Annotated in this window: 18 protein-coding genes and 1 pseudogene; 9 read left to right on the top strand and 10 right to left on the bottom strand. The window is 65.1% G+C overall.

The features are described 5' to 3' along the window. Positions 1 to 21: 21 nt before the first annotated feature. Complete coding sequence (locus tag KU884_RS06810) at positions 22 to 1,608, bottom strand: class I adenylate-forming enzyme family protein (protein WP_167781953.1); 1,587 nt, start codon at positions 1,606 to 1,608, stop codon at positions 22 to 24. A 9-nt stretch (positions 1,609 to 1,617) separates the two neighbouring features. Further along, complete coding sequence (locus KU884_RS06805; protein ID WP_167781952.1) at positions 1,618 to 2,772, bottom strand: acyl-CoA dehydrogenase family protein; 1,155 nt, start codon at positions 2,770 to 2,772, stop codon at positions 1,618 to 1,620. Positions 2,773 to 3,135: 363 nt separating this feature from the next. Here KU884_RS06805 and KU884_RS06800 point away from each other — a divergent pair, with 363 nt between their 5' ends. The 3 genes from KU884_RS06800 (at position 3,136) to KU884_RS06790 (ending at position 7,329) form a co-directional block, all read left to right on the top strand. Continuing rightward, positions 3,136 to 4,344, top strand: a complete 1,209-nt coding sequence (locus KU884_RS06800) for a 3-oxoadipyl-CoA thiolase (RefSeq protein ID WP_167781951.1) — start codon at positions 3,136 to 3,138, stop codon at positions 4,342 to 4,344. Positions 4,345 to 4,412: 68 nt separating this feature from the next. After that, positions 4,413 to 5,591 carry an acyl-CoA dehydrogenase gene (locus KU884_RS06795; RefSeq protein WP_167781950.1) on the top strand — a complete coding sequence of 393 codons (1,179 nt, stop codon included), beginning with the start codon at positions 4,413 to 4,415 and terminating at the stop codon, positions 5,589 to 5,591. 94 nt (positions 5,592 to 5,685) lie between these two features. Beyond that, complete coding sequence (locus KU884_RS06790; RefSeq protein ID WP_167784154.1) at positions 5,686 to 7,329, top strand: electron transfer flavoprotein-ubiquinone oxidoreductase; 1,644 nt, start codon at positions 5,686 to 5,688, stop codon at positions 7,327 to 7,329. Between the two features lie 190 nt (positions 7,330 to 7,519). On the opposite strand, the gene KU884_RS06785 is transcribed toward KU884_RS06790, so the two are convergent. The 4 genes from KU884_RS06785 to KU884_RS06770 all read right to left on the bottom strand — a co-directional run bounded on the left by KU884_RS06785 (position 7,520) and on the right by KU884_RS06770 (position 12,344). Beyond that, positions 7,520 to 8,038: a PaaI family thioesterase gene (locus KU884_RS06785; RefSeq protein ID WP_254432201.1), complete on the bottom strand. Its 519-nt coding sequence runs from the start codon at positions 8,036 to 8,038 to the stop codon at positions 7,520 to 7,522. 3 nt (positions 8,039 to 8,041) lie between these two features. Next, on the bottom strand, positions 8,042 to 8,524 hold the full coding sequence (locus KU884_RS06780) for a hypothetical protein (RefSeq protein ID WP_167781949.1): 483 nt from the start codon (positions 8,522 to 8,524) through the stop codon (positions 8,042 to 8,044). Positions 8,525 to 8,582: 58 nt separating this feature from the next. Beyond that, on the bottom strand, positions 8,583 to 10,925 hold the full coding sequence (locus KU884_RS06775) for an EAL domain-containing protein (protein WP_167781948.1): 2,343 nt from the start codon (positions 10,923 to 10,925) through the stop codon (positions 8,583 to 8,585). 207 nt (positions 10,926 to 11,132) lie between these two features. Then, positions 11,133 to 12,344 (bottom strand): argininosuccinate synthase, encoded by a 1,212-nt coding sequence (locus KU884_RS06770; protein WP_167781947.1) that lies wholly within the window; start codon positions 12,342 to 12,344, stop codon positions 11,133 to 11,135. A gap of 317 nt (positions 12,345 to 12,661) precedes the next feature. Between KU884_RS06770 and KU884_RS06765 the strand changes: the two genes are divergently transcribed. Beyond that, positions 12,662 to 13,765, top strand: coding sequence for a zinc-binding dehydrogenase (locus KU884_RS06765; RefSeq protein ID WP_167781946.1), 1,104 nt, complete (start codon positions 12,662 to 12,664; stop codon positions 13,763 to 13,765). A gap of 337 nt (positions 13,766 to 14,102) precedes the next feature. Here the strand turns inward: KU884_RS06765 and KU884_RS06760 are convergent. Further along, positions 14,103 to 15,436: pseudogene (locus KU884_RS06760) on the bottom strand (IS110 family transposase). 289 nt (positions 15,437 to 15,725) lie between these two features. Then, positions 15,726 to 16,163: a thioesterase family protein gene (locus KU884_RS06755; protein ID WP_217351433.1), complete on the bottom strand. Its 438-nt coding sequence runs from the start codon at positions 16,161 to 16,163 to the stop codon at positions 15,726 to 15,728. 56 nt (positions 16,164 to 16,219) lie between these two features. On the opposite strand from KU884_RS06755, the gene KU884_RS06750 reads away from it, so the two are divergent. The 3 genes from KU884_RS06750 (at position 16,220) to rnt (ending at position 18,656) form a co-directional block, all read left to right on the top strand. Beyond that, entirely contained in the window at positions 16,220 to 16,741 is a 522-nt protein-coding gene (locus KU884_RS06750) for a gamma carbonic anhydrase family protein (protein ID WP_167781945.1), read from the top strand. A gap of 222 nt (positions 16,742 to 16,963) precedes the next feature. After that, positions 16,964 to 17,995 carry a dihydroorotase gene (gene pyrC, locus KU884_RS06745; protein WP_167781944.1) on the top strand — a complete coding sequence of 344 codons (1,032 nt, stop codon included), beginning with the start codon at positions 16,964 to 16,966 and terminating at the stop codon, positions 17,993 to 17,995. A gap of 16 nt (positions 17,996 to 18,011) precedes the next feature. Continuing rightward, positions 18,012 to 18,656, top strand: a complete 645-nt coding sequence (gene rnt, locus KU884_RS06740) for a ribonuclease T (protein WP_167781943.1) — start codon at positions 18,012 to 18,014, stop codon at positions 18,654 to 18,656. Between the two features lie 239 nt (positions 18,657 to 18,895). Here rnt and KU884_RS06735 read toward each other — a convergent pair whose 3' ends face one another. Together KU884_RS06735 and grxD are read right to left on the bottom strand one after the other, a co-directional pair. Continuing rightward, positions 18,896 to 19,522, bottom strand: coding sequence for a superoxide dismutase (locus KU884_RS06735; RefSeq protein ID WP_167781942.1), 627 nt, complete (start codon positions 19,520 to 19,522; stop codon positions 18,896 to 18,898). Positions 19,523 to 19,755: 233 nt separating this feature from the next. Beyond that, the gene (gene grxD, locus KU884_RS06730) at positions 19,756 to 20,091 is read right to left on the bottom strand and encodes a Grx4 family monothiol glutaredoxin (protein ID WP_167781941.1); all 336 of its coding nucleotides are present in this window, start codon (positions 20,089 to 20,091) and stop codon (positions 19,756 to 19,758) included. A gap of 270 nt (positions 20,092 to 20,361) precedes the next feature. On the opposite strand from grxD, the gene KU884_RS06725 reads away from it, so the two are divergent. Then, positions 20,362 to 21,543 (top strand): aspartate aminotransferase family protein, encoded by a 1,182-nt coding sequence (locus tag KU884_RS06725; protein WP_167781940.1) that lies wholly within the window; start codon positions 20,362 to 20,364, stop codon positions 21,541 to 21,543. Positions 21,544 to 21,547: 4 nt separating this feature from the next. Then, positions 21,548 to 22,450: an ornithine carbamoyltransferase gene (gene argF, locus KU884_RS06720; RefSeq protein WP_167781939.1), complete on the top strand. Its 903-nt coding sequence runs from the start codon at positions 21,548 to 21,550 to the stop codon at positions 22,448 to 22,450. Positions 22,451 to 22,545 lie beyond the last annotated feature (95 nt).

Here is a 22,545-nt window from a genome sequence, read left to right as displayed (position 1 = left end):
CCCGGTAAAACGCCAGCCTGCTCAGACCGTGCCAGCCGCAATCATGTCGTTGAGTTTGCCCTTGAGAATCTTGCCCGTGGGCGTTGCCGGCAACGCCTCCATCAACACCACTTCCGACGGCCGCTTGTAAGGCGCCAGACGCTCGGCGGCGAAGGCACGAAGATCTTCCGCAGTGGTGGTGCTGCCCGGCGCAAGCTGGACGTAGGCCACAACTTCCTCGTTGCCTTCCACCGGCCGACCCACCACCGCCGACAGGGTCACCTCCGGGTGGGCAGTGAGCACCGCCTCCACATCCGGCGGGTAGACATTGAAGCCGGAGCGGATGATGAGCTCCTTGGTGCGACCAACGATGTGCAGATTGCCGCACTCGTCGATGCGCGCCATGTCACCGGTGTTCAGCCAGCCGTTTTCATCGATGACCTCGGCGGTGGCATCCGGGCGTCGGTAGTACCCCTTCATCACCGTCGGCCCGCGCACCCACAGCTCGCCCACTTCGCCTTCGCCAACGGGCATGCCGTCGTACCCCTGCAGCCGGTAGGACAGCAGCGGCAGCACCGGACCGCATGAGGTGTTGTCCAGGGGATCGGTGAGGCGTGTCTGCGAGATGGTCGGCGACGACTCGGTCAGCCCGTAGCCATTGTGGAGCTTGAGGCCAAAGGCCTGCTCGATGCGCTGCTTCACCGCCGGGTCCAATGGCGCACCGCCGACGGACATGTAACGCAGCTTCGGGGCCTGCAGCGACAGCGCGTTGGTGTTCAGGTACTCCAGCAGCCGCTGGAACATGGCCGGGACGCCCTGCAACACCGTAAGATCGTCATTGCCAAGCGCCTTCGCCAGCGCCGCAGGATCAAAACGGGCACTGAGCTGCAGAGTGGCACCGGCGAACAGGGTGCCCAGAAACATGCTGGACAACCCGAACACATGCGATATGGGGAGTACACCGTAGACCCGGTCCGACGACTGCAGATCACGCAGACCACCGGAGATGGCGGCGACAAACAGCATGTTGCGGTGGGTCAGCATCACGCCCTTGGGCGCCCCGGTGGTCCCCGAGGTATAGATCAGCGTGGCCACCTGTTCGGCGCCGTCGTGGTGAACCGGCTCCGGCTGCACCTGCTCCTGCACCGGCCCGAGGGCGATCTCGCCCAGGCGCGGGGAGTCCATACGTTCAGCGCCGTAGCCGTCTGCCAGAGGACCAGCCGCATCCGGCGAGCCGCCGGTGGTGAACACCATCAGCCGGGGCTGACAGCTTCCGGCAATGATCTCGATCTCGGCGGCGGACAGGCGCGCACTGACCACGGCGCACCAGACGTCCATCTCGCTGGCGGCAAGGATGGTCGCCACCAGGGCCCGGCAGTTCTCGTTCAGGACCATGATCCGATCCCCGGGCCGCACGCCTGTCGTCCTCAGGCGCTCACGCATCTCATCGACGGCCTGGGCGAGATCCGCATAGGTCCAGACCACGTCACCGTCAACAACGGCAGTCGCCGACGGGGTGCGTTCAGCCCAGGCCAGGGGGGCATGGCTGATCCGCCGCGGCAGCTCCGTAACGATGTCACTGGCCCAACGGCCCCGAACCTGTTCGTCCGGCATCTGTGCCTCGGTCATGGTGCCCTCTTAGCCCGTGAGCTCTTTCGCCATGTTGCGCGCAATAACGATCTGCTGGATCTGACTGGTACCCTCGTAGAGCCGGAACAGCCGCACGTCCCGGTAGAAGCGCTCCACCGGGTATTCGGAAATGTAGCCGGCACCGCCGTGGATCTGCACGGCGCGATCAGCGACCCGCCCCACCATTTCCGCGCAGAAGAGCTTGCAGCAGGAGGCCTCGGTGCTCACACGCTCGCCGGCATCTTTTTTCCGCGCGGCCTCAAGAACCATGGAGCGACCGGCGAAGGCCTCGGCCTTGCTGTCGGCCAGCATCGCCTGGATCAGCTGATGCTCGGAGAGATGCTTGCCGAACTGCTTGCGCTCGGTGGCGAAGCGCAGGGCTTCGTCGATCAGACGCTCGGCGACACCGGTGCAGACCGCGGAGATGTGCAGCCGTCCACGATCAAGCACTTTCATGGCGGTCTTGAAGCCCTTGCCTTCCTCACCACCAATGATGGCCTCGGCGGGCACCCGGGCGTCCTCGAAGATCACATCGCAGGTGTGGGAGCCGCTCTGCCCCATCTTTTTGTCCGGTTTGCCCAGGGTGATCCCCGGGGTGTCGGCGTCCACCAGGAACGCGGACACCCCGCCCGGACCCTTCTGCGACGGATCCGTGCGCGCCATCAGCGTGAACACGCTGGCGTAGGGGGCGTTGGTGATGTACCGCTTGGTGCCGTTGATGACATAGTGGTCGCCGTCACGGATGGCTGTAGTCTTCACCGAACCGGCATCGGAACCCACATCGGGTTCCGTGAGCGCGAAGGAGCCGATAATCTCGCCGGTGGCCATGCGCGGCAGATAGCGCTCCTTCTGCTCGTCGGTGCCGTCCATGATGATGCCCTGGGAGCCGATGCCGTTGTTGGTGCCCATGATGGAGCGGAAGGCCGGCGAGGTCTGACCCAGTTCGAGGGCCACCAACGCCTCCTCTTCCATGGTCAGGCCCAGGCCGCCGTACTCTTCAGGGATCGACAGGCCGAACAGACCCAGTTCCTTCATCTCCTGGACGATCTCGTCAGGGATGCGGTCGTTCTCCGCCACCTCCTGTTCCCTGGGCACCAGGCGTTCGCGCACGAAACGGCTGACCGTGTCGAGGAGCGTGTTCAACGTCTCCTGGTCTCTGATCATGGGTACATCCTCTCAAGCAATCGTCGAAAACGGAGGTGGGCATTCCCAAAGGCGCTGGCCACCATTCTAGCGGGAGGCATCTTTCGGCGCGCCGGATTTGCATTGAAATCTGGCACGAACTATTCTCTTGGTCAAGTTTTTGGAACGCTATTTCGCTTAGCGAAACGGCAAGACAGATGCTCCGCTACAGTCCCATGCGATCGGCGATACACCGGTTGAGTACGCAACCCGGCGAATATGGGAGACTGTGGAGTTGAGGAAAGAGTCGGCGTCGCGAGTGTTTGATGGGCACGCGTGGCCCGGCGATGAGTCATCATGCCGACGGCACTGCCTGACGACGGGAACCGGCCAGGAGACTGAATAATGCTCGACGCCTACGTCTACGACGGAATTCGCACACCCATCGGCCGCCATGCCGGCGCCCTCGCGAAGGTACGGCCCGACGACCTGATGGCTCACTGCATCCGCCATGTGGTAGGGCGCAACAGCCTGGACGCCGGCATGGTCGAGGACGTGGTCGCCGGCTGTACCAACCAGGCGGGTGAGGACGCACGCAACCTGGCACGCCACGCCGGCCTGCTGGCCGGCCTGCCGGTGGACGTGGCCGGGCAGACCGTGAACCGGCTGTGCGGCTCAGGCCTGGCCGCCTCCATCGACGCAGCCCGTGCTGCCCACGCCGGCGAGGGCCAGCTGTTCATTGCCGGCGGCTCGGAGAGCATGAGCCGGGCGCCCTTCGTCATGGCCAAGGCCGAGAGCGCGTATAGCCGCGACATCCGCGTGTTCGACTCCACCATCGGCGCCCGCTTCCCGAACCCGAAGGTGCTGGAGCAGTACGGCGGCGACACCATGCCGGAGACGGCGGACAACGTAGCCGCCGATCTGGGCATCAGCCGGGAGCGCGCCGACGCCTTCGCCGCCTGGTCCCAGGCGAAGTACGCGCAGGCGAAGGATGCCGGCTTCTACGACACCGAACTGCTACCGGTGGAGGTGCCCCAGGGGCGCAAGAAACCGCCGATCACCGTGAGTGAGGATGAGCATCCGCGCCCGGAGAGCACCGCGGACAAGCTGGCCAAACTACCCAGCCTGTTCGAGGGCGGAGTGACCACCGCCGGCAACGCCTCGGGCATCAACGACGGCGCGGCGGCAATGCTCATCGGTACCCGCGCCGCCGGCGACAAGGCCGGTCTCGCACCCCGGGCACGCATCCTCTCCGGCGCGGTCGCCGGCGTGGAACCACGCACCATGGGGCTCGGCCCGGTCCCGGCCTCGCGCAAGGCACTGGAGCGCGCCGGCATCGGCCTGGACGATCTCGACGTCATTGAACTCAACGAGGCCTTTGCCGCTCAGGTTCTGGGCTGCACCCAGCTGCTGGGCCTCGCCGACGACGACCCGCGGCTGAACCCGAATGGCGGCGCCATCGCCATCGGGCATCCGCTGGGCTGCTCCGGCGCGCGCCTGTTGCTCACGGCAGTGCGCCAGCTGGAGGCTATCCGGGGCCGGTATGCCCTGGTGACCATGTGCATCGGTGTGGGACAGGGGGTTGCCGCCGTTGTGGAACGTATGGACGGGTAACGGACTGCTGACGTTCACGTGAATGATCAGTCCGGCCCGCTGGAATATCCCTGACGGAGGAGCAGACCATGACGACCCGTATGCAGTGGCACGACCCCCTGTTGCTGGACGGCCAGCTTAGCGACGAAGAGCGCATGGTGCGCGACTCGGCCCACGACTACTGCCAGGAACAGCTATTCACGCGTGTGCTCGAGGCCAACCGCCACGAGCACTTCCACCGCGAGATCATGACCGAGATGGGTGAGCTGGGCTTCCTTGGCCCCACCATCCCGGAAGAGTTCGGCGGTGCCGGCGTAAACCATGTGAGTTATGGCCTCATCGCCCGCGAAGTGGAGCGCGTCGACTCCGGCTACCGCTCCGCCATGAGCGTGCAGTCGTCGCTGGTGATGCATCCCATCTACAGCTACGGCAGCGACGAACAACGCCAGAAATACCTGCCGAAGCTCGCCAGCGGCGAGTGGGTGGGCTGCTTCGGCCTGACGGAGCCCGATGCCGGTTCCGACCCGGGTGGCATGAAGACCCACGCCAAGAAGGTGGACGGCGGCTACAAGGTGTCCGGCTCCAAGACCTGGATCACCAACTCGCCCATCGCCGACGTCTTCGTGGTCTGGGCCAAGCTCGACGGCACCGTGCGCGGTTTCATCCTGGAAAAGGGCATGACGGGGCTGTCCGCACCCAAGCTGGAAGGCAAGTTCTCCCTGCGGGCCTCCATCACCGGGCAGATCGTCATGGACGAGGTGTTCGTGCCGGAAGAGAACTTGCTGCCCAACGTCCAGGGGCTCAAGGGGCCGTTCGGTTGCCTGAACAAGGCACGCTACGGCATCAGCTGGGGTTCCATGGGCGCCGCCGAGTTCTGCTTCCATCAGGCGCGGAAATATACCCTGGAGCGCAAGCAGTTCAACCGGCCGCTGGCCGCCACGCAGTTGATCCAGAAAAAGCTGGCCGACATGCAGACGGAGATCACCCTGGGCCTGCAGGGTTCGCTGCAGCTAGGTCGGCTGATGGACGCCGGCAACTGGGCGCCCGAGATGATCTCCCTGATGAAGCGCAACAATTGCGGCAAGGCACTGGATATCGCCCGCACCGCGCGCGACATGCACGGTGGCAATGGCATCGCTGACGAGTACCATGTGATCCGTCACGTCATGAACCTGGAAGCGGTGAACACCTATGAGGGCACCCACGACGTTCACGCTCTCATCATGGGCCGGTCAATTACCGGTATCCAGGCGTTCACCGTCGAATAATACGGCCCCGCAGGGGCACGGACCTGTCAGGCCGTCCGCCGGGCGGCCTGCGCCGCGCTAGCAGGAGGAACAATCAATGGCTGAGAACGAAGCCGTGGAACGCGAAAGCATGGAATTCGACGTCCTGATCGTCGGCGCCGGGCCCTCCGGGCTTGCGGCGGCGATCCGGCTGCGTCAGCTCGCCCAGGAAGCCGGTAACGACGACTTCGCCGTGTGCGTGGTGGAAAAGGGTTCCGAGGTGGGCGCGCATATCCTCTCCGGCGCCGTCATCGAGCCCCGGGCGCTGAACGAGCTGATCCCGGACTGGAAAGACAAGGGCGCGCCGCTGAACACGCCTGCCGGCGACGACAGCTTCCTGCTGCTCACCGAGAGCAAATCCTACAAGCTGCCCACGCCGCCGCAGATGCACAACCACGGCAACTACATCGTCAGTCTCGGCAACGTGTGCCGCTGGCTGGCGGAGCAGGCCGAGGAGGCCGGTGCCGAGATCTATCCCGGCTTCGCCGCCGCCGAGGTCCTCTACCACGATGACGGCTCGGTGAAGGGCATCGCCACCGGCGACATGGGCATACAGGCTGACGGCTCCCGGGGACCCAACTATGAACCCGGTGTGGAGCTTCACGCCAAGCAGACCCTGTTCGCCGAAGGCTGCCGCGGCTCCGCCAGCAAGGAAGTGATTGCCAACTTCAAGCTGGACAGCGACTCCGATCCGCAGACCTACGGCATCGGCATCAAGGAGCTGTGGGAAGTCCCCGCGGAACAGCACGAGCAGGGCAAGGTGGTGCACTCGGTAGGCTGGCCGGTGGACAGTAAGACCTATGGCGGCGCGTGGATGTACCACCTGGAGGACAACCTGGTCTCCATCGGTTATGTCATCGGCCTGGACTACAAGAACCCCTACCTCTCTCCCTTCGATGAGATGCAGCGGCTGAAGACCCATCCGGCGTTCCGCAAGTACCTGGAGGGTGGCCGGCGGGTCTCCTACGGGGCCCGTGCCCTGGTGGAAGGGGGCTTCCAGTCCATGCCCAAGGTGCATTTCCCCGGTGGCGTACTCATCGGCGACTCTGCCGGCTTCCTGAATGTGCCCAAGATCAAGGGCACCCACAACGCCATGAAGTCCGGCATGGTGGCCGCGGAAGCCGTGTTCGAGACGCTGCAGAAGGACGACAGCCCGGGCCAGGAAGTTACCGCCTACCTGGACGGTCTGAAGAAGTCCTGGATCTGGGACGAGCTCTATCGCGTGCGCAACATCCGCCCGGCCATGGCCAAGTGGGGCCTGTGGGGCGGCATGGCCTACTCGGCCCTGGATACGTACATTTTCCGGGGCAAGGCGCCGTGGACCTTCAACAACCACGCGGACCACGAACAGATCGGCAAGAAGACCGACTACAAGCCCATCCAGTACCCGAAGCCGGACGGCAAGCTGACCTTCGACAAACTCGGCTCGGTGTTCATCTCCAACACCAACCACGAGGAAGATCAGCCCAGCCATCTCACGCTGAAGGATGACAGCGTCCCGGTGCAGATCAACCTGGAGCACTACGACGCCCCGGAGCAGCGCTACTGCCCGGCCGGCGTGTACGAAATCGTCCGCGACGACGACGGCTCCAACCCGCGCCTGCAAATCAACGCCCAGAACTGCGTGCACTGCAAGACCTGCGACATCAAGGACCCCACCCAGAACATCAAGTGGGTGGTCCCGCAGGGCGGAGACGGGCCGAACTACCCGAACATGTAGGGGCCGCAGCACCCGGCGGCGGACCATAGGACCGCAGGGTGGACCTTCAGGTCCGCCGTCTCCAGATAGAGAAGCCAAACACCGTAGGGTGGACCTTCAGGGCCACCTTCCCCCGACAGGCAGGCCAAGGTGGTTCATCGGAGCCTGCAACGGTGGACCTGAAGGTCCACCCTACGGCCTGGCGAGCGGATCACGTATTGATCTTCCGGCGACGGCGAATGCCGAAGCGCAGGGGCACGCTGCCGTTGCGCATGAAGGCACTGATGCTGGTGGCCACCGGATCGTCCGGGTTGCCGTCATGGGCGCAACAGCGCACGAAGGCCACGTGACGGGTCAGGTGATAGCACTGGGCGCGGGCATGGACGGTCCGCCCCGGCGCCGCCGGGCGCAGGTGATCAATACGCAGGTCCAGGGTGGCAACGAACTCCGGTGGAGTCAGGCTGAAGAACGCTGCGGCGCCGCTGGTCTGGTCGATCAGCGTTGTCACTACGCCGCCGTGGAGATGCCCCTGGTAGGGGTTGCCTACCAGTTCATCACGATAGCCGATCCGCGCTTTGAATGTACCACGACCGACATCGGTCACGCGAAGGCCCAGGCGCCGGCTGTGGGGAATGGAATCGAAGAACCGTCGTCCGAAATACCGTCGCACCGACGGCAGGCGGAACAGCACACGCCAGCCAGCGGCCATGACCCGCTCCGACAGGACCATCACTCAGACCTGCAGTTCACGTAGTCGCCGCCCCGCGTCGCGGGCGATGCGGGGGTCGTCGGGGTGCCCTCGATGCAGCACATTCTGCAGCAATTCCGGGTCATTCATCATGGCCACCGCCCGGCGCCGCAATCGGGCGATGGGGTCGTTGAGGGCCACCTCCATGAGCACCCGATCACTGTCCAGACGATCAAGCGCGGCGCGCCGCACGATCTCTTCACGGGCACTGCGGGCGACGTAGGCCAGAACGGCATCGTCGGTACACACCTGCACAGCGGCAACACGGTCCTCGAGACGCAGGCTGGCGTCACCTCCCACCAGCAACGCCCGATAACGCGCATCGGCCCGTTGCCGGGTGTCACGATCACGCGCATGACGACGCAAACGATCCAGCCGTGCCAGATCGCTGCATTCGGCGAGTACATCATTTCGGCTGCGGCTCGCGCGCCGCGGGGTGGTCAATCGGGATTTCAGGGCTTCAAACATGCACTACCCCGGACAAGGTTGCAGCATCATAACCCATGGCCTCGCCCGTTGTCCGTGATCAGGATAACAACACGGGATGATGGACCGCATACCCCTGGGCATAGTCCACTCCGAGCGCGCGCACCCGCTCCAGGGCAGCTGCATCCTCCACGAACTCAGCCACCGTCAGCATGCCCATGGTATGGCCCACCTGATTGATGCACCGGACCATGCTCTGATCCACCTGATCCGTAGCCAGGTTTCGAACGAACTGGCCGTCGATCTTCAGGCAATCCACTGGCAGCGCCCGCAGATAACCGAACGACGACAACCCGCTGCCGAAATCATCCAGGGAAAAACGACAGCCCTGCTCGCGCAGACGGGCAATGAATGCCTGGGCCCGGGTCATATTGCTGATCACCGCTGTTTCCGTGATCTCGAAGCACAACCGCGTGGGATCCACGCCGGTCTCCCGCACGGCCTCCAGAACGAAACCCAGAAACTCCGGATCGTTAATGGATTGCCCGGAGAGATTGATGGCAAATTGCTCGACGCCCGCGAGCTCCCGCGGGCACTGAACGACGACGTTCATCGCCATGTGTACCACATGACGGTCCAGCGCCGGCATGAGACCGAAGCGCTCCGCCGCGGGGAGGAACTGTGCTGGTCCGGCGAGGGTGCCGTCATCGTCGATCATGGTGAGCAGGAATTCCACCTTGGTGGGCAGATCCGGCTGTAACGCCTCCAGCCGCTGGTAGCGCAACCGGAAGCGATCCTCGTCCAGGGCGTTCTGCACCTTGGCGGCCCACTCCACCTGGCCATGACGATCCGACAGGGTTATATCGTCGGGGTCGGCCACGTGCACCCGATTACTCCCCTGCTCCTTGGCGATGTAGCAGGCGGTGTCCGCGGCCGCGAGAATGGCACCGACCCCGTCCCGGACTGACACCGTCACCACACCGACGCTGACACCCGGGTTGAAGACCCGGTCCGCCCAGGGAAAGCGGAATCTGGCGATCTCGTCGCGGATCCCTTCGGCCAGTGCGGTCGCCTGGTCCAGATCATAGCCCGGCAAAAGCAGAGCGAACTCGTCGCCTCCCATGCGCGCCAGCGTCGCGCCCTCGGGCAACTGCACCAGCATCTGCCCCGCGATCTGGCGCAACATCTCGTCACCGGCAGCATGTCCGCAGGCGTCGTTCACCAGTTTGAACCGATCCAGATCGAACCAGCACATCACCGCTGGTTGCTCGCTGCGCGCATGATCGGCAAGCACTTCGCGGAGAACCGCCTGAAACCCCGGGCGGTTCGGCAACCCCGTGAGCGTGTCGTAGAGGCCCTGATGGCGTACCTGCCGCGCCATGCCACGGAGTTCAGTCACATCCCGGATCACGGCCACCAAACCACGAACCTCGCCCGGATCATCCTGCAGCGGGGAGATACCAATCTGTACCAGCCGTTCTTCGCCATCACCACCCCGCGGCAGCAGACGGGCATCTTCATCGCGATTCACGGGGGCGCCGCGGGCCAGGCAGGTCTCGATGAGCACCGTCAACGCCTGCCCCGGGGCCGAATCCACCAGGGCGAGAACGCTGGTGAGATGCCGCCCGGATGCCTGCTCAGCGGTCCAGCCGGTCAGCTGCTCAGCGGCGCGGTTCATGTATTCCACCCGGGCATCCGGGCCCGTGGTAATCACAGCGTCGCCGATGGAAGCCAGGGTCGACTGGAACCGGCGCTTGGCGAGCCCCAGGCGCTGGGCAAGCTCACTGGTCTCCCGGCGGCGTGCCACGCTGCGGCGCAACTGGCGACTGCTGTCGATGGCCCCGCGCAGCATGAACCCCGCGGCCACCAGGAAGGCCAGTGCAACAGCAGGTTGCCGATCAGGGATCACCGTAAGCCAGGCGAACCCACCAAGCACAAGAGGCAGAACATAGGCCCAGTAAACCGGGGGATACAGGCCCACGATGGAGACAATACCGGTGGCAAAGAGCCCGAATACCAACCCCACCAGGAGAGTCACCGAGACAGCTCCCGCGACATGGGCAAACCACAACAGAGGAAGCCACGCAAGCCCCTGAGCCAGGCTCAGGACCACCGCCAAATGTCCCCACCAGCGCAGAGACGGCCCTTCCGGCACACGATGGGCAACGTGACTGAAAACAACCAGGCGGATGGCACCGATGGCCAGGAACGTCCCCAACCAGGCGGCAATCCACTGCCAGGGAACGAACCCGGCAAATGCCGCCGCCATGGCAACAGCGACCAGCATGGAGACGATCACACCGCGATGACCGACCTGATGGTAACGGCGGATACGAGTGAGATCACCGCTGGCGGACTGCGCCGATGGCGGCGAGGCTGAGGGATCCGCTGCCAGTCGGCTGAGCGGGGGATGCCCCTGCCCGACTTGCCGGGGTTCAGTCATATCCCGACGGTCCCCCTCCTGCCCTAAGACTCGGGGAGCGCTCGCCGGACACATCGAGAATCATGGAACACTCCCTTTCGCTTATCGTTATTGTCCCGGACCGGGATGTTTGTATCCTCAATCGCGCTGCAACATCAAGCCGAATCGTAACAGCGAAATCGCCCGTGCCGCGCGGCCAACGCGGCACGTATCCTTCGCCACAAAGGATCAGCGGCGGTTACGTGAATGCAGCTTCAATCGCAGGGCATTGAGCTTGATAAAGCCTTCGGCGTCCTTCTGATCATAGGCGCCCGCATCATCCTCGAACGTCGCGATGCGCTCATCGAACAGGCTATTGGTCTCGGATTTACGCCCAACAACGGATACCCCGCCCTTGTAGAGCTTCACCCTCACCACGCCGTTAACCGTCTGTTGAGTCTGGTCGATGGCCGCCTGCAGCGCCTCGCGCTCCGGGCTGAACCAGTAGCCGTTGTAGATGAGCTTGGCGTAGCGGGGCATGAGCTCATCCTTCAGATGGGCCGCCTCCCGGTCCAGGGTAATGGACTCGATGCCACGGTGCGCCTTGAGCAGAATGGTGCCACCGGGAGTCTCGTAACAGCCGCGGGACTTCATGCCCACGTAGCGGTTCTCGACAATGTCCAGACGGCCGATGCCGTGGGCGGCCCCCAGTTCATTGAGCTTCGACAGAATCCCGGCCGGGCTCATCGCCTGGCCATCAATGGCAGTACAGTCACCCCGCTCGAAAGTCAGCTCCACGTACTGCGGCTGATCGGGGGCGTCCTCCGGCGCCACAGACCACTTCCACATGGACTCCTCGGCCTCGGTCCACGGATCCTCCAGCACGCCGCCCTCGTAGGAGATGTGCAGCATGTTGGCATCCATGGAGTACGGCGAACCGCCCTCCTGCTTGCCCTCGATGGGAATGCCCTTCTCCTCGGCATACGCGAGTAGCTTCTCCCGGGAGAGCAAATCCCACTCGCGCCACGGGGCGATCACCTTGATGCCGGGCTCCAGCCCGTAGTAGCCCAGCTCGAAGCGCACCTGGTCATTGCCCTTGCCGGTGGCGCCGTGGGCGACCGCATCGGCGCCGGTCTCCCGCGCGATCTCCACCTGCCGCTTGGCGATCAACGGCCGCGCAACGGAGGTCCCGAGCAGGTACTCGCCCTCGTAGATGGCGTTGGCGCGGAACATGGGGAAGACGAAATCCCGCACGAACTCCTCGCGCAGGTCGTCGATATAGATCTCCTTGACCCCGAACTGCTTCGCCTTCTCCCGCGCCGGCTCCAGCTCCTCGCCCTGGCCGAGATCGGCGGTAAAGGTGACCACCTCGCAGTTATAGGTGTCCTTCAGCCATTCGAGGATGACCGAGGTATCCAGGCCGCCGGAGTAGGCCAGCACGACTTTGTTGATGTTGCTCATTGGGGCGCTCCAAAACTGATCATGACAATAGCGAGGGCACTGAGCGGCCATATACCGCGCGCGGCGCCGGGTGTTCTGGTCACGGACCGTCGCTGGCCAGGGAGGGCCAGCGTCGAGCGCACACGGACGTATTCACAGCGTGTCCGTGACCAGAATACCCGGCGACGCGCCCCGGACCGGAGAAACCGAACCGGCCCCTTGAATCCGAGGCAGAATGATCCGACCTCAGGCCGCCCAGTGCAACCATCCCGGTACACTGGCCACCGGCAAGCTGATACACTTCAAAAAAATGATTCAACCCCCAGGAGAGAAGCGTCATGACCCAGACCGCCCGCGCCGCCGTTTGCCGCGACTGGAACCAGCCTGTCGGTGTCGAGGAAATCCAGGTTGAGGCCCCCCGCCGCAACGAGGTGATGATCAAGCTGCACGCCTGTGGCGTCTGCCACAGCGACCTCTCGGCGGCCACCGGCGTCATCCCGTTTCCCCCACCCCTGGTGCTCGGCCACGAAGGCGCCGGTGAAATCGTCCAGGTGGGCGAAGGCGTCACGGACTTCCAGATCGGCGACCGGGTCATCACCTCCTTCGTGAGCATGTGCGGCACCTGCCGCTACTGCAACGCCGGCCGTCCGGTCCTGTGCGAGACGGTCAACTCCGCCCTCACCACCCTGCCCGACGGCAGCGTGCGCACCCATGACAGCAACGGCAACGCACTGAACATCTTCTCCGGCTGCGGCGTCATGGCCGAGTACGCCACGCTGCACGTAAACAACGTCGTCCCGGTCACCGAAGACGTGCCCATGGACCGCGCCGCCCTGGTGGGCTGCGCCGTGATGACCGGCGTCGGCGCGGTGTTCAATACCGCCCAGATGGAGCCCGGCAGCATCGCCGTCGTGTTCGGCGCCGGCGGCGTCGGTCTCAACGTCATCCAGGGATGCCGCATCGCCGGCGCCCGCCAGATTGTCGCCGTGGACATGTCCGAAGAGAAACTGGCTACGGCCAGGGAGTTCGGTGCCACGGATGTGGTGGTCGCCGATGAAAAGGCCGCCAAGACCATCCGCAAGCTCACCCGGGGCGGCGCGGACTACGCCTTCGAGTGCGTCGGCCGTGGCAAGGTGGCCGAGCAAGCCTACGCCAGCCTCGGCAAGGGCGGCACAGTGATCGTGGTGGGCGTTGCCCCGCGGGAGGACATGACCACCATCCGCACCCTGTCCCTGCCCGCCGAGGAGCGCGGCATCCGCGGCAGCTGGTTCGGGTCCGCCCGGCCGCGTTACGACTTTCCGCGCCTGTTCGGGCTCTATGCCAAGGGCGATCTGATGCTGGACGAACTGGTAACCCAGCGCTACACCATCGACCAGGCAGCCCAGGCCTTCGCCGACATGGAAGCCGGGCGCAACGCCCGCGGCGTGATCACGTTCGCCTAAGGAAACCCCGCCACGCCCCCCGTAGGAGCGACGTCAGTCGCGACCTGCCAGGGCGCAGGAAGCCGGGCCAGCCCTGGCCGGTGGCGATTTGCAATGCCGCCGGCGCTGATCGGGTACTCCGGTCACGGACCGTCTCCAGCCATGGATGGCTGGAGCCGAGCCTACACGGACGTACTTGCGGCGTGTCCGTGACCGGAGTACTCGATCGGCGCCCGCGGATCGAAGCCACCGTAAAGAGCCTGGGCCCTGTTCCTGTACCCTGGCAGGTCGCGACTGACGTCGCTCTCATCAAACATCTGCCAGGTCGTTGTTTTGACAGGGGCGGTTTCATATTGAGTCATGCTGCTGGCACCAGATCGAGGCCGAGTTTGCGGGCCTTGCGCTGGAGTGCCCGCAGTTGGCGATCATGGCGTGTGGCCTCGAAGGCCTCGATGCCTTTCTCGACGTAGGGCTGGCCACGGGTGAGCATGGCGTAGATCAGCCGGGCGAGCTGGTGAGCGGTGGCCTTGATCGCTTTGGCGGTGTCCATGCGTGTCAGTCTTGCGCGATGGGCGGCGCCGATGAAGCTGCGACTCGATCGCGCGTTCGAGGCGGCTTGGCGGAGTGCCTGGGCGGCGATGTTGTTGACCTTCGTCCCCGGCCCGCTGAGGGCTTTGCCACCCGAGATCCGGGTCGGTGGCGCGAGCCCGAGCCAGGAGCAGAAGTGCGCCTGGGAGGGAAAGCGCGAGAGGTCGGGGCCGATTTCTCCGGCGATCACCAGCACGGTGTCGACACCCAGCGATGGGATGGCGCTGAGATCGACCCCCATGACCTGGAGGAGTGCCTGTTGGAGCCGGCGCTGCTCGGCCGCGCTGCGGTGGGCGCTGCGCGAGGGGGTGGCGAGTTCAGTCGGGGCACAGGCACGCACGGGCAGTGCCTCGAGTGCCGAGAGGATCGCCCGATCACAGGCGCCGATCTGCTGCTCGAGAAAATCAAAGTGCGCCAGTGCCTGCTCGAGGGCAAAGAGATGCTCGACGCGCCAGTTGCCATGCAGGCTGCGCGCGACCGTCGCCTCGTCGGCGCGCAGCCGCCGATCGCGTAGCGTGGCGAGCTGCCACGGATCCCGCTCACCGGCGACAATCGCCCGCAGGATGCGCATCGCCGTCTTGCCCTTGAGGTCGCTGACGACATGGCCCAGATGCACGTTCATCTGCGCCAGCGCCTTGTGCATGTGGTTCAGACACCACGACTGGGCCTGGATCCGGCGACTGCGCTGGCGCACGAACGCACGCAGCGTGCACACCGCATCACCCGGGCGAAAGGCACCGCTCAACAAACCGTGGCTCATCAACTGCCAGATCCACTGACAGTCGAGCACATCGGACTTGCGCCCCGAGACCTGCCGCGTGGCCCGGGAGTTGACCAGCAGAACCTCAAAGCCCCGTGCATCAAGCACCTCAAAGGGCGCAATCCAGTACACCCCGTCGCCTCCATCGCCACCTGGGTGATCCCCAGCGACTCCAGCCAGTCGGCCAGCGCCTGCAGATCGTCGGTGAAACCGCTGAAACACCGCACCGAGACCTCGCAACGCCCGGGATCCACCGCCACCCAATGCTCGTGACCCCCGACATCGATACCGGCACAATCCGGATGCACCACCTCCAACCGCCGCTTCTGCCTCTTGCCTGCCATGTCCGTTCCTCACATGATGATCACAAGGGCGTACGGGGAGACACGGCGGCGGTAGGGCTCACTCTCTCATACGAGGTCACGGCCAGTGCCGTGCCTTCAACGACTCCACGCCGATGCCGTGCGGGCCACTCTCCTACGCGGGTGCATGCACACCAGTGCGGCGTCTGGCCTCTGCTCTCCGTGCGCCCGCCTATCTTGCACCATGTTTGCTGCGCGACAGCGCACCAACAGCGTTGATGCGCAATCTCCTACGGGGGCGTGGCAGGCGGTGGGGGTGTGCTCCCGGGGTTCACACACCTTCCGGCCGCACCCGCTCGAACGCCGCTACCGTGTGCTTGAACGCCTCCGGCACCGGCTGGCTGCTGCGACTCTCCAGATCGGCGTGGACATAGATCATGCGGGCGGTGATGAGATGGGCATCTCCGCGGTGGATCTCCGAGACCCACTCCACGCTGGTGCGACCGAACCGCGCGATGCGGGCGCCGATCTCGATGAGGTCGTCGAACTCCGCCGAGGCATGGAAATCCAGCTCCGTACGGGCCATGAAGAAATCGCCCCCGCCCACGGCGAGCCGGCCCTGGTTCTGCTCCAGGGCACGGAAGTACTCCGTCACCCCCACGTCCACATAGGTCAGATAATGGGCATTGAACACAACGCCCTGCATGTCCGCCTCGCCCCAGCGAACGCGCTCCTTGTGCAGCAGCCGAAAGTCTTCCCGTGCCATCATGTTCCCCTGTCTGCGGATTGTTGTCCGCGCGTACTTTAGCAACAGGAGAGGCATGCATGCTCTATGAACTGGACGGCCGCCGCCCGGTCCGCCACGGCGAGTGTTTCATTGCCGACAATGCCACCGTCATCGGTGACGTGGAGATCGGCCACGATGTCAGCATCTGGTTCAACGCCGTGATCCGCGGCGACACGGACCGCATCATCATCGGCGACAACTCCAACATCCAGGACGGCTCGGTGCTGCACACCGACCCGGGCATCGTCCTGGAGATCGGCCGCAACGTCACCGTGGGGCACAAGGTCATGCTGCACGGTTGCACCATCGGTGACGGCAGCCTGATCGGCATCAACGCGGTGATCCTCAATGGCGCGAAGATCGGTCGCAACTGCCTGATCGGCGCCAACGCCCTGGTTCCCGAAGGCAAGGAGATCCCCGACGGCTCCGTGGTCATGGGCTCGCCGGGCAAGGTGGTCAAGGAGTTGAACGACGAGCAGAAGGCGGCACTGGCCCACGGGGCCGAGCACTATGTGGACAACGGTCGGCGTTATCGGGAGCAACTGCGGGCGATGGAGTGAGTTCCAGCGCTGGTTATCGCGACTGACGTCGCTCCTACAGTGGCGGGCCTGCCCTTGTAGGAGCGAAGTCAGTCGCGATAACCAGCGCCCCCAACCACAACCGGCCTGCATCGGAACAACCCTGTCATGCTCCGGCATCGGCGCATGCCCGCAACGGTCGCATCCAGCACCTCGGAGCAAGTATACTCTCCGGCTGATTGCGCCGCCGCTATGACCCGATCCATGGACCAGATCACCCTCACCCGACCCGACGACTGGCACCTGCACGTCCGCGACGGCGACGTGCTGGCCGATGTTGTGCCATTTTCAGCGCGCCGGTTCGGCCGCGCCATCATCATGCCCAACCTGAAGCCGCCGGTGACCACCGTGGCCCAGGCGCAGGGATACCGGGAGCGCATCCTAGCAGCCGTGCCCGAGGGCAATGACTTCCAGGCGCTGATGACGCTGTATCTCACCGACAATACCCCGCCGGCGGAGATCGAGAAGGCGGCGGCCAGCGGCATCATCTACGGCGTCAAGCTCTACCCGGCAGGGGCGACCACCAATTCGGACGCGGGCGTCACCGATCTCCGGCACTGTGACGAGACCCTGGCGGCCATGACCGAAGTCGGTCTGCCCCTGCTCATCCACGGCGAGGTCACCACGGACAGCGTGGACATCTTCGACCGTGAAGCGCGCTTTCTGGACGAACGCCTCGCGCCGCTACTGGCCCGCCACCCGCGCCTGCGCATCGTCTGCGAGCACATCACCACCAGCGTGGCTGCCGAGTTCGTGCGCGAAGCACCGGAGACGGTGGGCGCGACCATCACCATCCAGCATCTGCTGTGCAACCGCAATCACATGCTGGTGGGCGGGATCCGGCCACACTACTACTGCCTGCCCATCCTCAAGCGGGAGAAGGACCAGGAGGCGCTGGTGGAAGCCGCCACATCCGGCAATCCGAAGTTCTTTCTGGGTACCGACAGCGCACCGCATGCCCAGGAGGACAAGGAAAACGCCTGCGGCTGTGCCGGCTGTTTCACGGCGCCCGCGGCCATCGAGCTGTATGCGGGCATCTTCGAGGCCGCCGGCCGCCTGGACCGCCTGGAGGCGTTCGCGAGCCATCACGGGCCGGACTTCTACAGCCTGCCCCGGAACACCGACACCATTACCCTGTCGCGGTCGCCGTGGACCCTGCCGGAACACTGCAGCTTCGGTAACCAACGCATCGTGCCATTCCTTGCCGGCGAGACCGTTGCCTGGCAACTCACCTGACGGAACGCAGATCACCATGGCCGAGCAAGACACCGCGACGTCCGCCCCGGAGACCGCCATCGCCCGCCGCTTCCGCAGCTTCCTGCCGGTGGTGGTGGACGTGGAGACCGGCGGGCTGAACTCTCAGACCGACGCCCTGCTACAGATCGCAGCGGTGATCGTGCGCATGGACGACGACGGCCGTCTGTACCGCGCCGACACCCATTCACTGCACGTCCGCCCCTTCGAGGGGGCCAACATCGATCCGAAATCGCTGGAGATCAACGGCATCGACCCGGACCATCCCCTGCGCATCGCCTACGGCGAGCAGGATGCCCTGGGACGCGTGTTCAAACCCATTCGCCAAGAGGTCCGGGATACCAGTTGCACCCGTGCGATCCTGGTGGGCCACAACGCCACCTTCGATCTCAACTTCCTCAACGCCGCCGTCGAGCGCTGCGGCATCCGCCGCAATCCCTTCCACCCCTTCGGCAGTTTCGACACGGCCACCCTGGCGGGGCTGGCCTTCGGCCAGACCGTGCTGGCCCGCGCCGTGCGCTGCGCCGGCCTGGGCTGGGACGGCCAGGAGGCGCACTCCGCGGTCTATGACGCGGAAAAGACCGCCGATCTCTTCTGCGAGATCGTCAACCAGTGGGACCGGCACATCGGCATCCCACGATAGCTGCAATAGCGGTCGCTGCAGGAACCGTAGGGTGGACCTTCAGGTCCACCGTTGCCGTCCGACGAACCACCTCGGCCTGCATGTCGGGAGAAGGTGGACCTGAACGTCCACCCTGCCGCTTGCGTACCGGGAAACGGCGGACCTGAAGGTCCGCCCTACGCAAGGAACGGTGTATCGTAAGGCGCCTCACAAAAAACCCCGCCAGCGGCGGGGTTTTTTAGGGTCAGCGGTGCTGGGGGTTACTTGGCTGCCGCGTAGCGCTTGGCCACGTCGTCCCAGTTCACCACGTTCCAGAACGCCGCGATGTAGTCCGGGCGCCGGTTCTGGTAGTTGAGGTAATAGGCGTGTTCCCACACGTCCAGGCCCAGTAGCGGGGTGCCCGGGACATCGACGATGTCTTCCATGAGCGGGCTGTCCTGGTTGGGCGTGGAGGTCACGCGCAGCTTGCCGCTCTTGTCCACCACCAGCCAGGCCCAGCCGGAGCCGAAGCGGCCCACGGCGGCATTGGTGAACTCCTCCTTGAAGGCGTCCAGGCTGCCGAAGGTGCTGTTGATGGCGTCGGCCAGTTCACCGCTGGGCCCGCCACCCCCGTTGGGGCTCATCATCTGCCAGAACATGGTGTGGTTGGCATGACCACCGCCGTTGTTACGCACCGGCGTCTGAATGTCCGCCGGCAGATCCTTGATGCGCTTGATGAGCTCTTCCACCGGCTTGGAGGCAAGCTCCGGGTGGTTCTCCACTGCGCCGTTGAGCTTGGTCACATAGGTGTTGTGATGCTTGCCGTGGTGGATCTCCATGGTCTTGGCATCGATGTGTGGCTCCAGCGCATTGTGGGCATAGGGAAGATCCGGGAGTTCGTAAGCCATTCTTGTGCCTCCTTCCGTTACAAGATGTACGGCCACGGCCCTTGGGGCCATGGCCGGAGAGCTGCGTGACGGGGATCGGCCAGCGGCCAGACCCTCAATGGCCGTCTCCCGCCATCCCTACCGGATCACGCATTGGGGCGCGTCGGCAGGTTTTCAACACCTTCGTATAGCACAGCCGGAAACGACGCGCCCCGGCCGGGCCGGGGCGCGTGCGCGTCATTCCTGGCCGGAGATCAGGCGTCGTCGCTCTGTTGCGCGACGGCGGACTTCACCATCTGCTCGAGGTCGCCGCTTTCATACATCTCCAGGATGATGTCGCAGCCACCCACCAGCTCACCGCCGATGTAGAGCTGCGGGATCGTGGGCCAGTTGCCGAAGTCCTTGATGCCCTGACGGATGCGCTCGTCCTCGAGCACGTTGACGTAGGCGAATTCCGCCTCGCAGCCGGCCAGTGCCTGGGATGCCTTCATGGAGAAACCGCACTGCGGAAACTGCGGCGTTCCCTTCATGAACAGAATCACCGGATGGCTGTCCACCTGCTTCTTGATGGCTTCCTGAACCTCGTCCATTGCGTACCTCGTCTTGATGGGTGCCTCTGCCAGCCGCGCGGGCAGGACTTACTAACCTTCTCGGCAGTAAAGGGTTAGCGAAAATCATGTATCCAGTATACCCATTGAGTTTCTCCCTGAAAACGTCGAGCGGATCCGTGACTTGCCCGGTGCCGCCACCCTTCCTATAATCCAATGTCCCCGGCAGCCCCCGTCGGGAATCGCTTTTTGCGGCCCCAGGCCTTCGCGGTTCCCTCGGCGCTGCCTTTTTGTTTTTGCGAGTACGTGATCATGGCGCATCCGCTGATGCACACCTACGGACGCCTGCCGGTGTCCTTCAGCCAGGGCCACGGCGCCTGGCTGAAGGACACCGACGGGCAGTCCTACCTCGACGCCCTGAGCGGGATCGCGGTCTGCGGCCTGGGGCACGCCCACCCCAGCGTGACGGCGGCGCTGCAGGAGCAGGCCGCCCGGTTGCTGCACACGTCCAACCTTTACGGCGTACCCCTGCAGGAAGAACTCGCCGGCGCCCTTTGCCCACGCACCGGAACGGACGCGGCGTTCTTCTGCAACTCCGGGGCCGAGGCCAACGAGGCCGCCATCAAGCTGGCACGCCTGCACGGACACCGTCGCGGGGTGACCACGCCGCGCATCCTAGTCATGGATAACGCCTTCCACGGTCGCACCCTGGCAGCCCTGGCAGCCACCGGCAACGCCAAGGCCCAGGAGGGCTTCGGCCCGCTGCCTGAGGGCTTCGAGCGGATCCCGTTTGACGACTTGGCCGCCGTGGATCGGGCCGCGGCAGACTACGACGACATCGTCGCCGTGCTGGTGGAACCCATCCAGGGTGAAGGCGGCATCCGCGTCCCCGCCAGTGGCTACTTGGCGGGTCTGCGCGAGCGCTGCGACCGCAACGGCTGGCTGCTGATGCTCGACGAAGTGCAGTCCGGTGTCGGCCGCACCGGCCGCTGGCTCGCTTCCCAGCACGAGGGCGTCAGCGGCGACGTGGTCACTCTGGCCAAGGGCCTGGCCAACGGTGTTCCCATCGGTGCGTGCCTGGCGCGCGGTGAGGCGGCTGAGATCCTCGGCCCCGGCAGCCACGGCTCCACCTTCGGTGGTAATCAGCTGGCGGCCTGTGCCGCCCTGGCGGTCCTCAACACCCTCGACGAGGAAGATCTCATCCAGCGGGCAGAGCACCTCGGCAAGCGTATCCAGACCGGACTGCGCGAGCGCCTGGCCGATGAACCCGGAGTGCTGGACATCCGCGGCCGGGGCCTGATGCTGGGTATTGAGCTGGACCGCCCCTGCAGTGATGTGGTCACCCGGGCCCTGGATGAGCACCTGCTGATCAACGTCACCGCGCAGTCGGTGGTTCGGCTCCTGCCACCGTTGATCCTCACCGATGACGAGGCCGAGCAGATGACCGACCAGGTCGCTGGTCTGATCCGCGGCTTCCTCCGCGATGCGAGGTAACACCATGGACGTGCAACACTTCCTGACCCTGCGCGACGCCACACCCGATACCCTGCACCGGCTGCTGCAGCGTGCCCGGGATCTGAAAACCCTGCGCCAGCGCGGTGAACTCCACGAGCCCCTGCGCGGCAAGGTCCTGGGCATGGTATTCGAGAAGTCGTCCACGCGTACGCGGGTGTCTTTCGAGGCGGGCATGCACCAGCTGGGCGGCAGCGCCATCTTCCTCAGCCCCAGGGATACCCAGCTGGGTCGCGGCGAACCGGTGGAGGATACCGCGCGCGTGCTCTCGCGCATGGTGGACGCTATCATGATCCGCACCTTTGATCACGCCACGCTGGAGCGGTTCGCCGCCTACTCCGCGGTGCCAGTGATCAACGGCCTGTCGGACAGCTACCATCCGTGTCAGCTGCTCGCGGACATCCAGACCTATCTCGAGCACCGGGGAAGCATCCAGGGGCGCACCGTTGCCTGGATCGGTGACGGCAACAACATGTGTCACTCCTACATCAATGCCGCCCGCCAGTTCGATTTCCAGCTGCGTGTCGGGTGCCCGGAGGGATTCGACCCGGACCCGGACATCGTCGCCGTGGCACCGGAGCGGATCACCATTCATCGCGACCCGGCCGAGGCCACGGCGGGGGCGGATCTGGTGGTCACCGACGTGTGGGCCAGCATGGGCCAGGAAGAGGAGCAGAAGCGTCGCGAGCGCGCCTTCACGCCCTATCGCGTCACCGCGGCACTCATGGCCGCGGCGGCGGACGACGCCCTGTTCATGCACTGCCTGCCCGCCCACCGGGGCGAGGAGGTGGATGCCGAGGTCATCGACGGACCGCAGTCGGTGGTCTGGGACGAGGCGGAAAACCGCCTGCACGCGCAGAAGGCGCTGCTGGAATACCTGATTGCGTAACCCGGCATCCGGGGGCTGACGGGGCGGCGCCGGCGCAGTAGCATGCTCACCCCACGGTGATGTCATAACACCGGCTCCCCGGAAGGCCCTTGGAG

Source organism: Aquisalimonas sp. 2447 (assembly GCF_012044895.1).
In the GTDB taxonomy this organism is placed as follows: domain Bacteria; phylum Pseudomonadota; class Gammaproteobacteria; order Nitrococcales; family Aquisalimonadaceae; genus Aquisalimonas.
Note: the sequence above shows the minus strand (reverse complement) of the source record. Positions and strands in the feature narration are given on the sequence as shown.

Excerpts from the sequence above, each read along its gene's own strand:
- KU884_RS06800 (WP_167781951.1), top strand. The coding sequence starts at position 3,136 with ATGCTCGACGCCTACGTCTACGACGGAATTCGCACACCCATCGGCCGC.
- KU884_RS06795 (WP_167781950.1), top strand. The coding sequence starts at position 4,413 with ATGACGACCCGTATGCAGTGGCACGACCCCCTGTTGCTGGACGGCCAG.
- KU884_RS06810 (WP_167781953.1), bottom strand. The coding sequence starts at position 1,608 with ATGACCGAGGCACAGATGCCGGACGAACAGGTTCGGGGCCGTTGGGCC.
- KU884_RS06785 (WP_254432201.1), bottom strand. The coding sequence starts at position 8,038 with ATGGTCCTGTCGGAGCGGGTCATGGCCGCTGGCTGGCGTGTGCTGTTC.
- rnt (WP_167781943.1), top strand. The coding sequence starts at position 18,012 with ATGGCCGAGCAAGACACCGCGACGTCCGCCCCGGAGACCGCCATCGCC.
- KU884_RS06755 (WP_217351433.1), bottom strand. The coding sequence starts at position 16,163 with ATGATGGCACGGGAAGACTTTCGGCTGCTGCACAAGGAGCGCGTTCGC.
- argF (WP_167781939.1), top strand. The coding sequence starts at position 21,548 with ATGGACGTGCAACACTTCCTGACCCTGCGCGACGCCACACCCGATACC.
- KU884_RS06750 (WP_167781945.1), top strand. The coding sequence starts at position 16,220 with ATGCTCTATGAACTGGACGGCCGCCGCCCGGTCCGCCACGGCGAGTGT.
- KU884_RS06805 (WP_167781952.1), bottom strand. The coding sequence starts at position 2,772 with ATGATCAGAGACCAGGAGACGTTGAACACGCTCCTCGACACGGTCAGC.
- KU884_RS06780 (WP_167781949.1), bottom strand. The coding sequence starts at position 8,524 with ATGTTTGAAGCCCTGAAATCCCGATTGACCACCCCGCGGCGCGCGAGC.
- KU884_RS06770 (WP_167781947.1), bottom strand. The coding sequence starts at position 12,344 with ATGAGCAACATCAACAAAGTCGTGCTGGCCTACTCCGGCGGCCTGGAT.
- KU884_RS06725 (WP_167781940.1), top strand. The coding sequence starts at position 20,362 with ATGGCGCATCCGCTGATGCACACCTACGGACGCCTGCCGGTGTCCTTC.
- KU884_RS06775 (WP_167781948.1), bottom strand. The coding sequence starts at position 10,925 with ATGACTGAACCCCGGCAAGTCGGGCAGGGGCATCCCCCGCTCAGCCGA.
- KU884_RS06765 (WP_167781946.1), top strand. The coding sequence starts at position 12,662 with ATGACCCAGACCGCCCGCGCCGCCGTTTGCCGCGACTGGAACCAGCCT.
- grxD (WP_167781941.1), bottom strand. The coding sequence starts at position 20,091 with ATGGACGAGGTTCAGGAAGCCATCAAGAAGCAGGTGGACAGCCATCCG.
- KU884_RS06735 (WP_167781942.1), bottom strand. The coding sequence starts at position 19,522 with ATGGCTTACGAACTCCCGGATCTTCCCTATGCCCACAATGCGCTGGAG.
- pyrC (WP_167781944.1), top strand. The coding sequence starts at position 16,964 with ATGGACCAGATCACCCTCACCCGACCCGACGACTGGCACCTGCACGTC.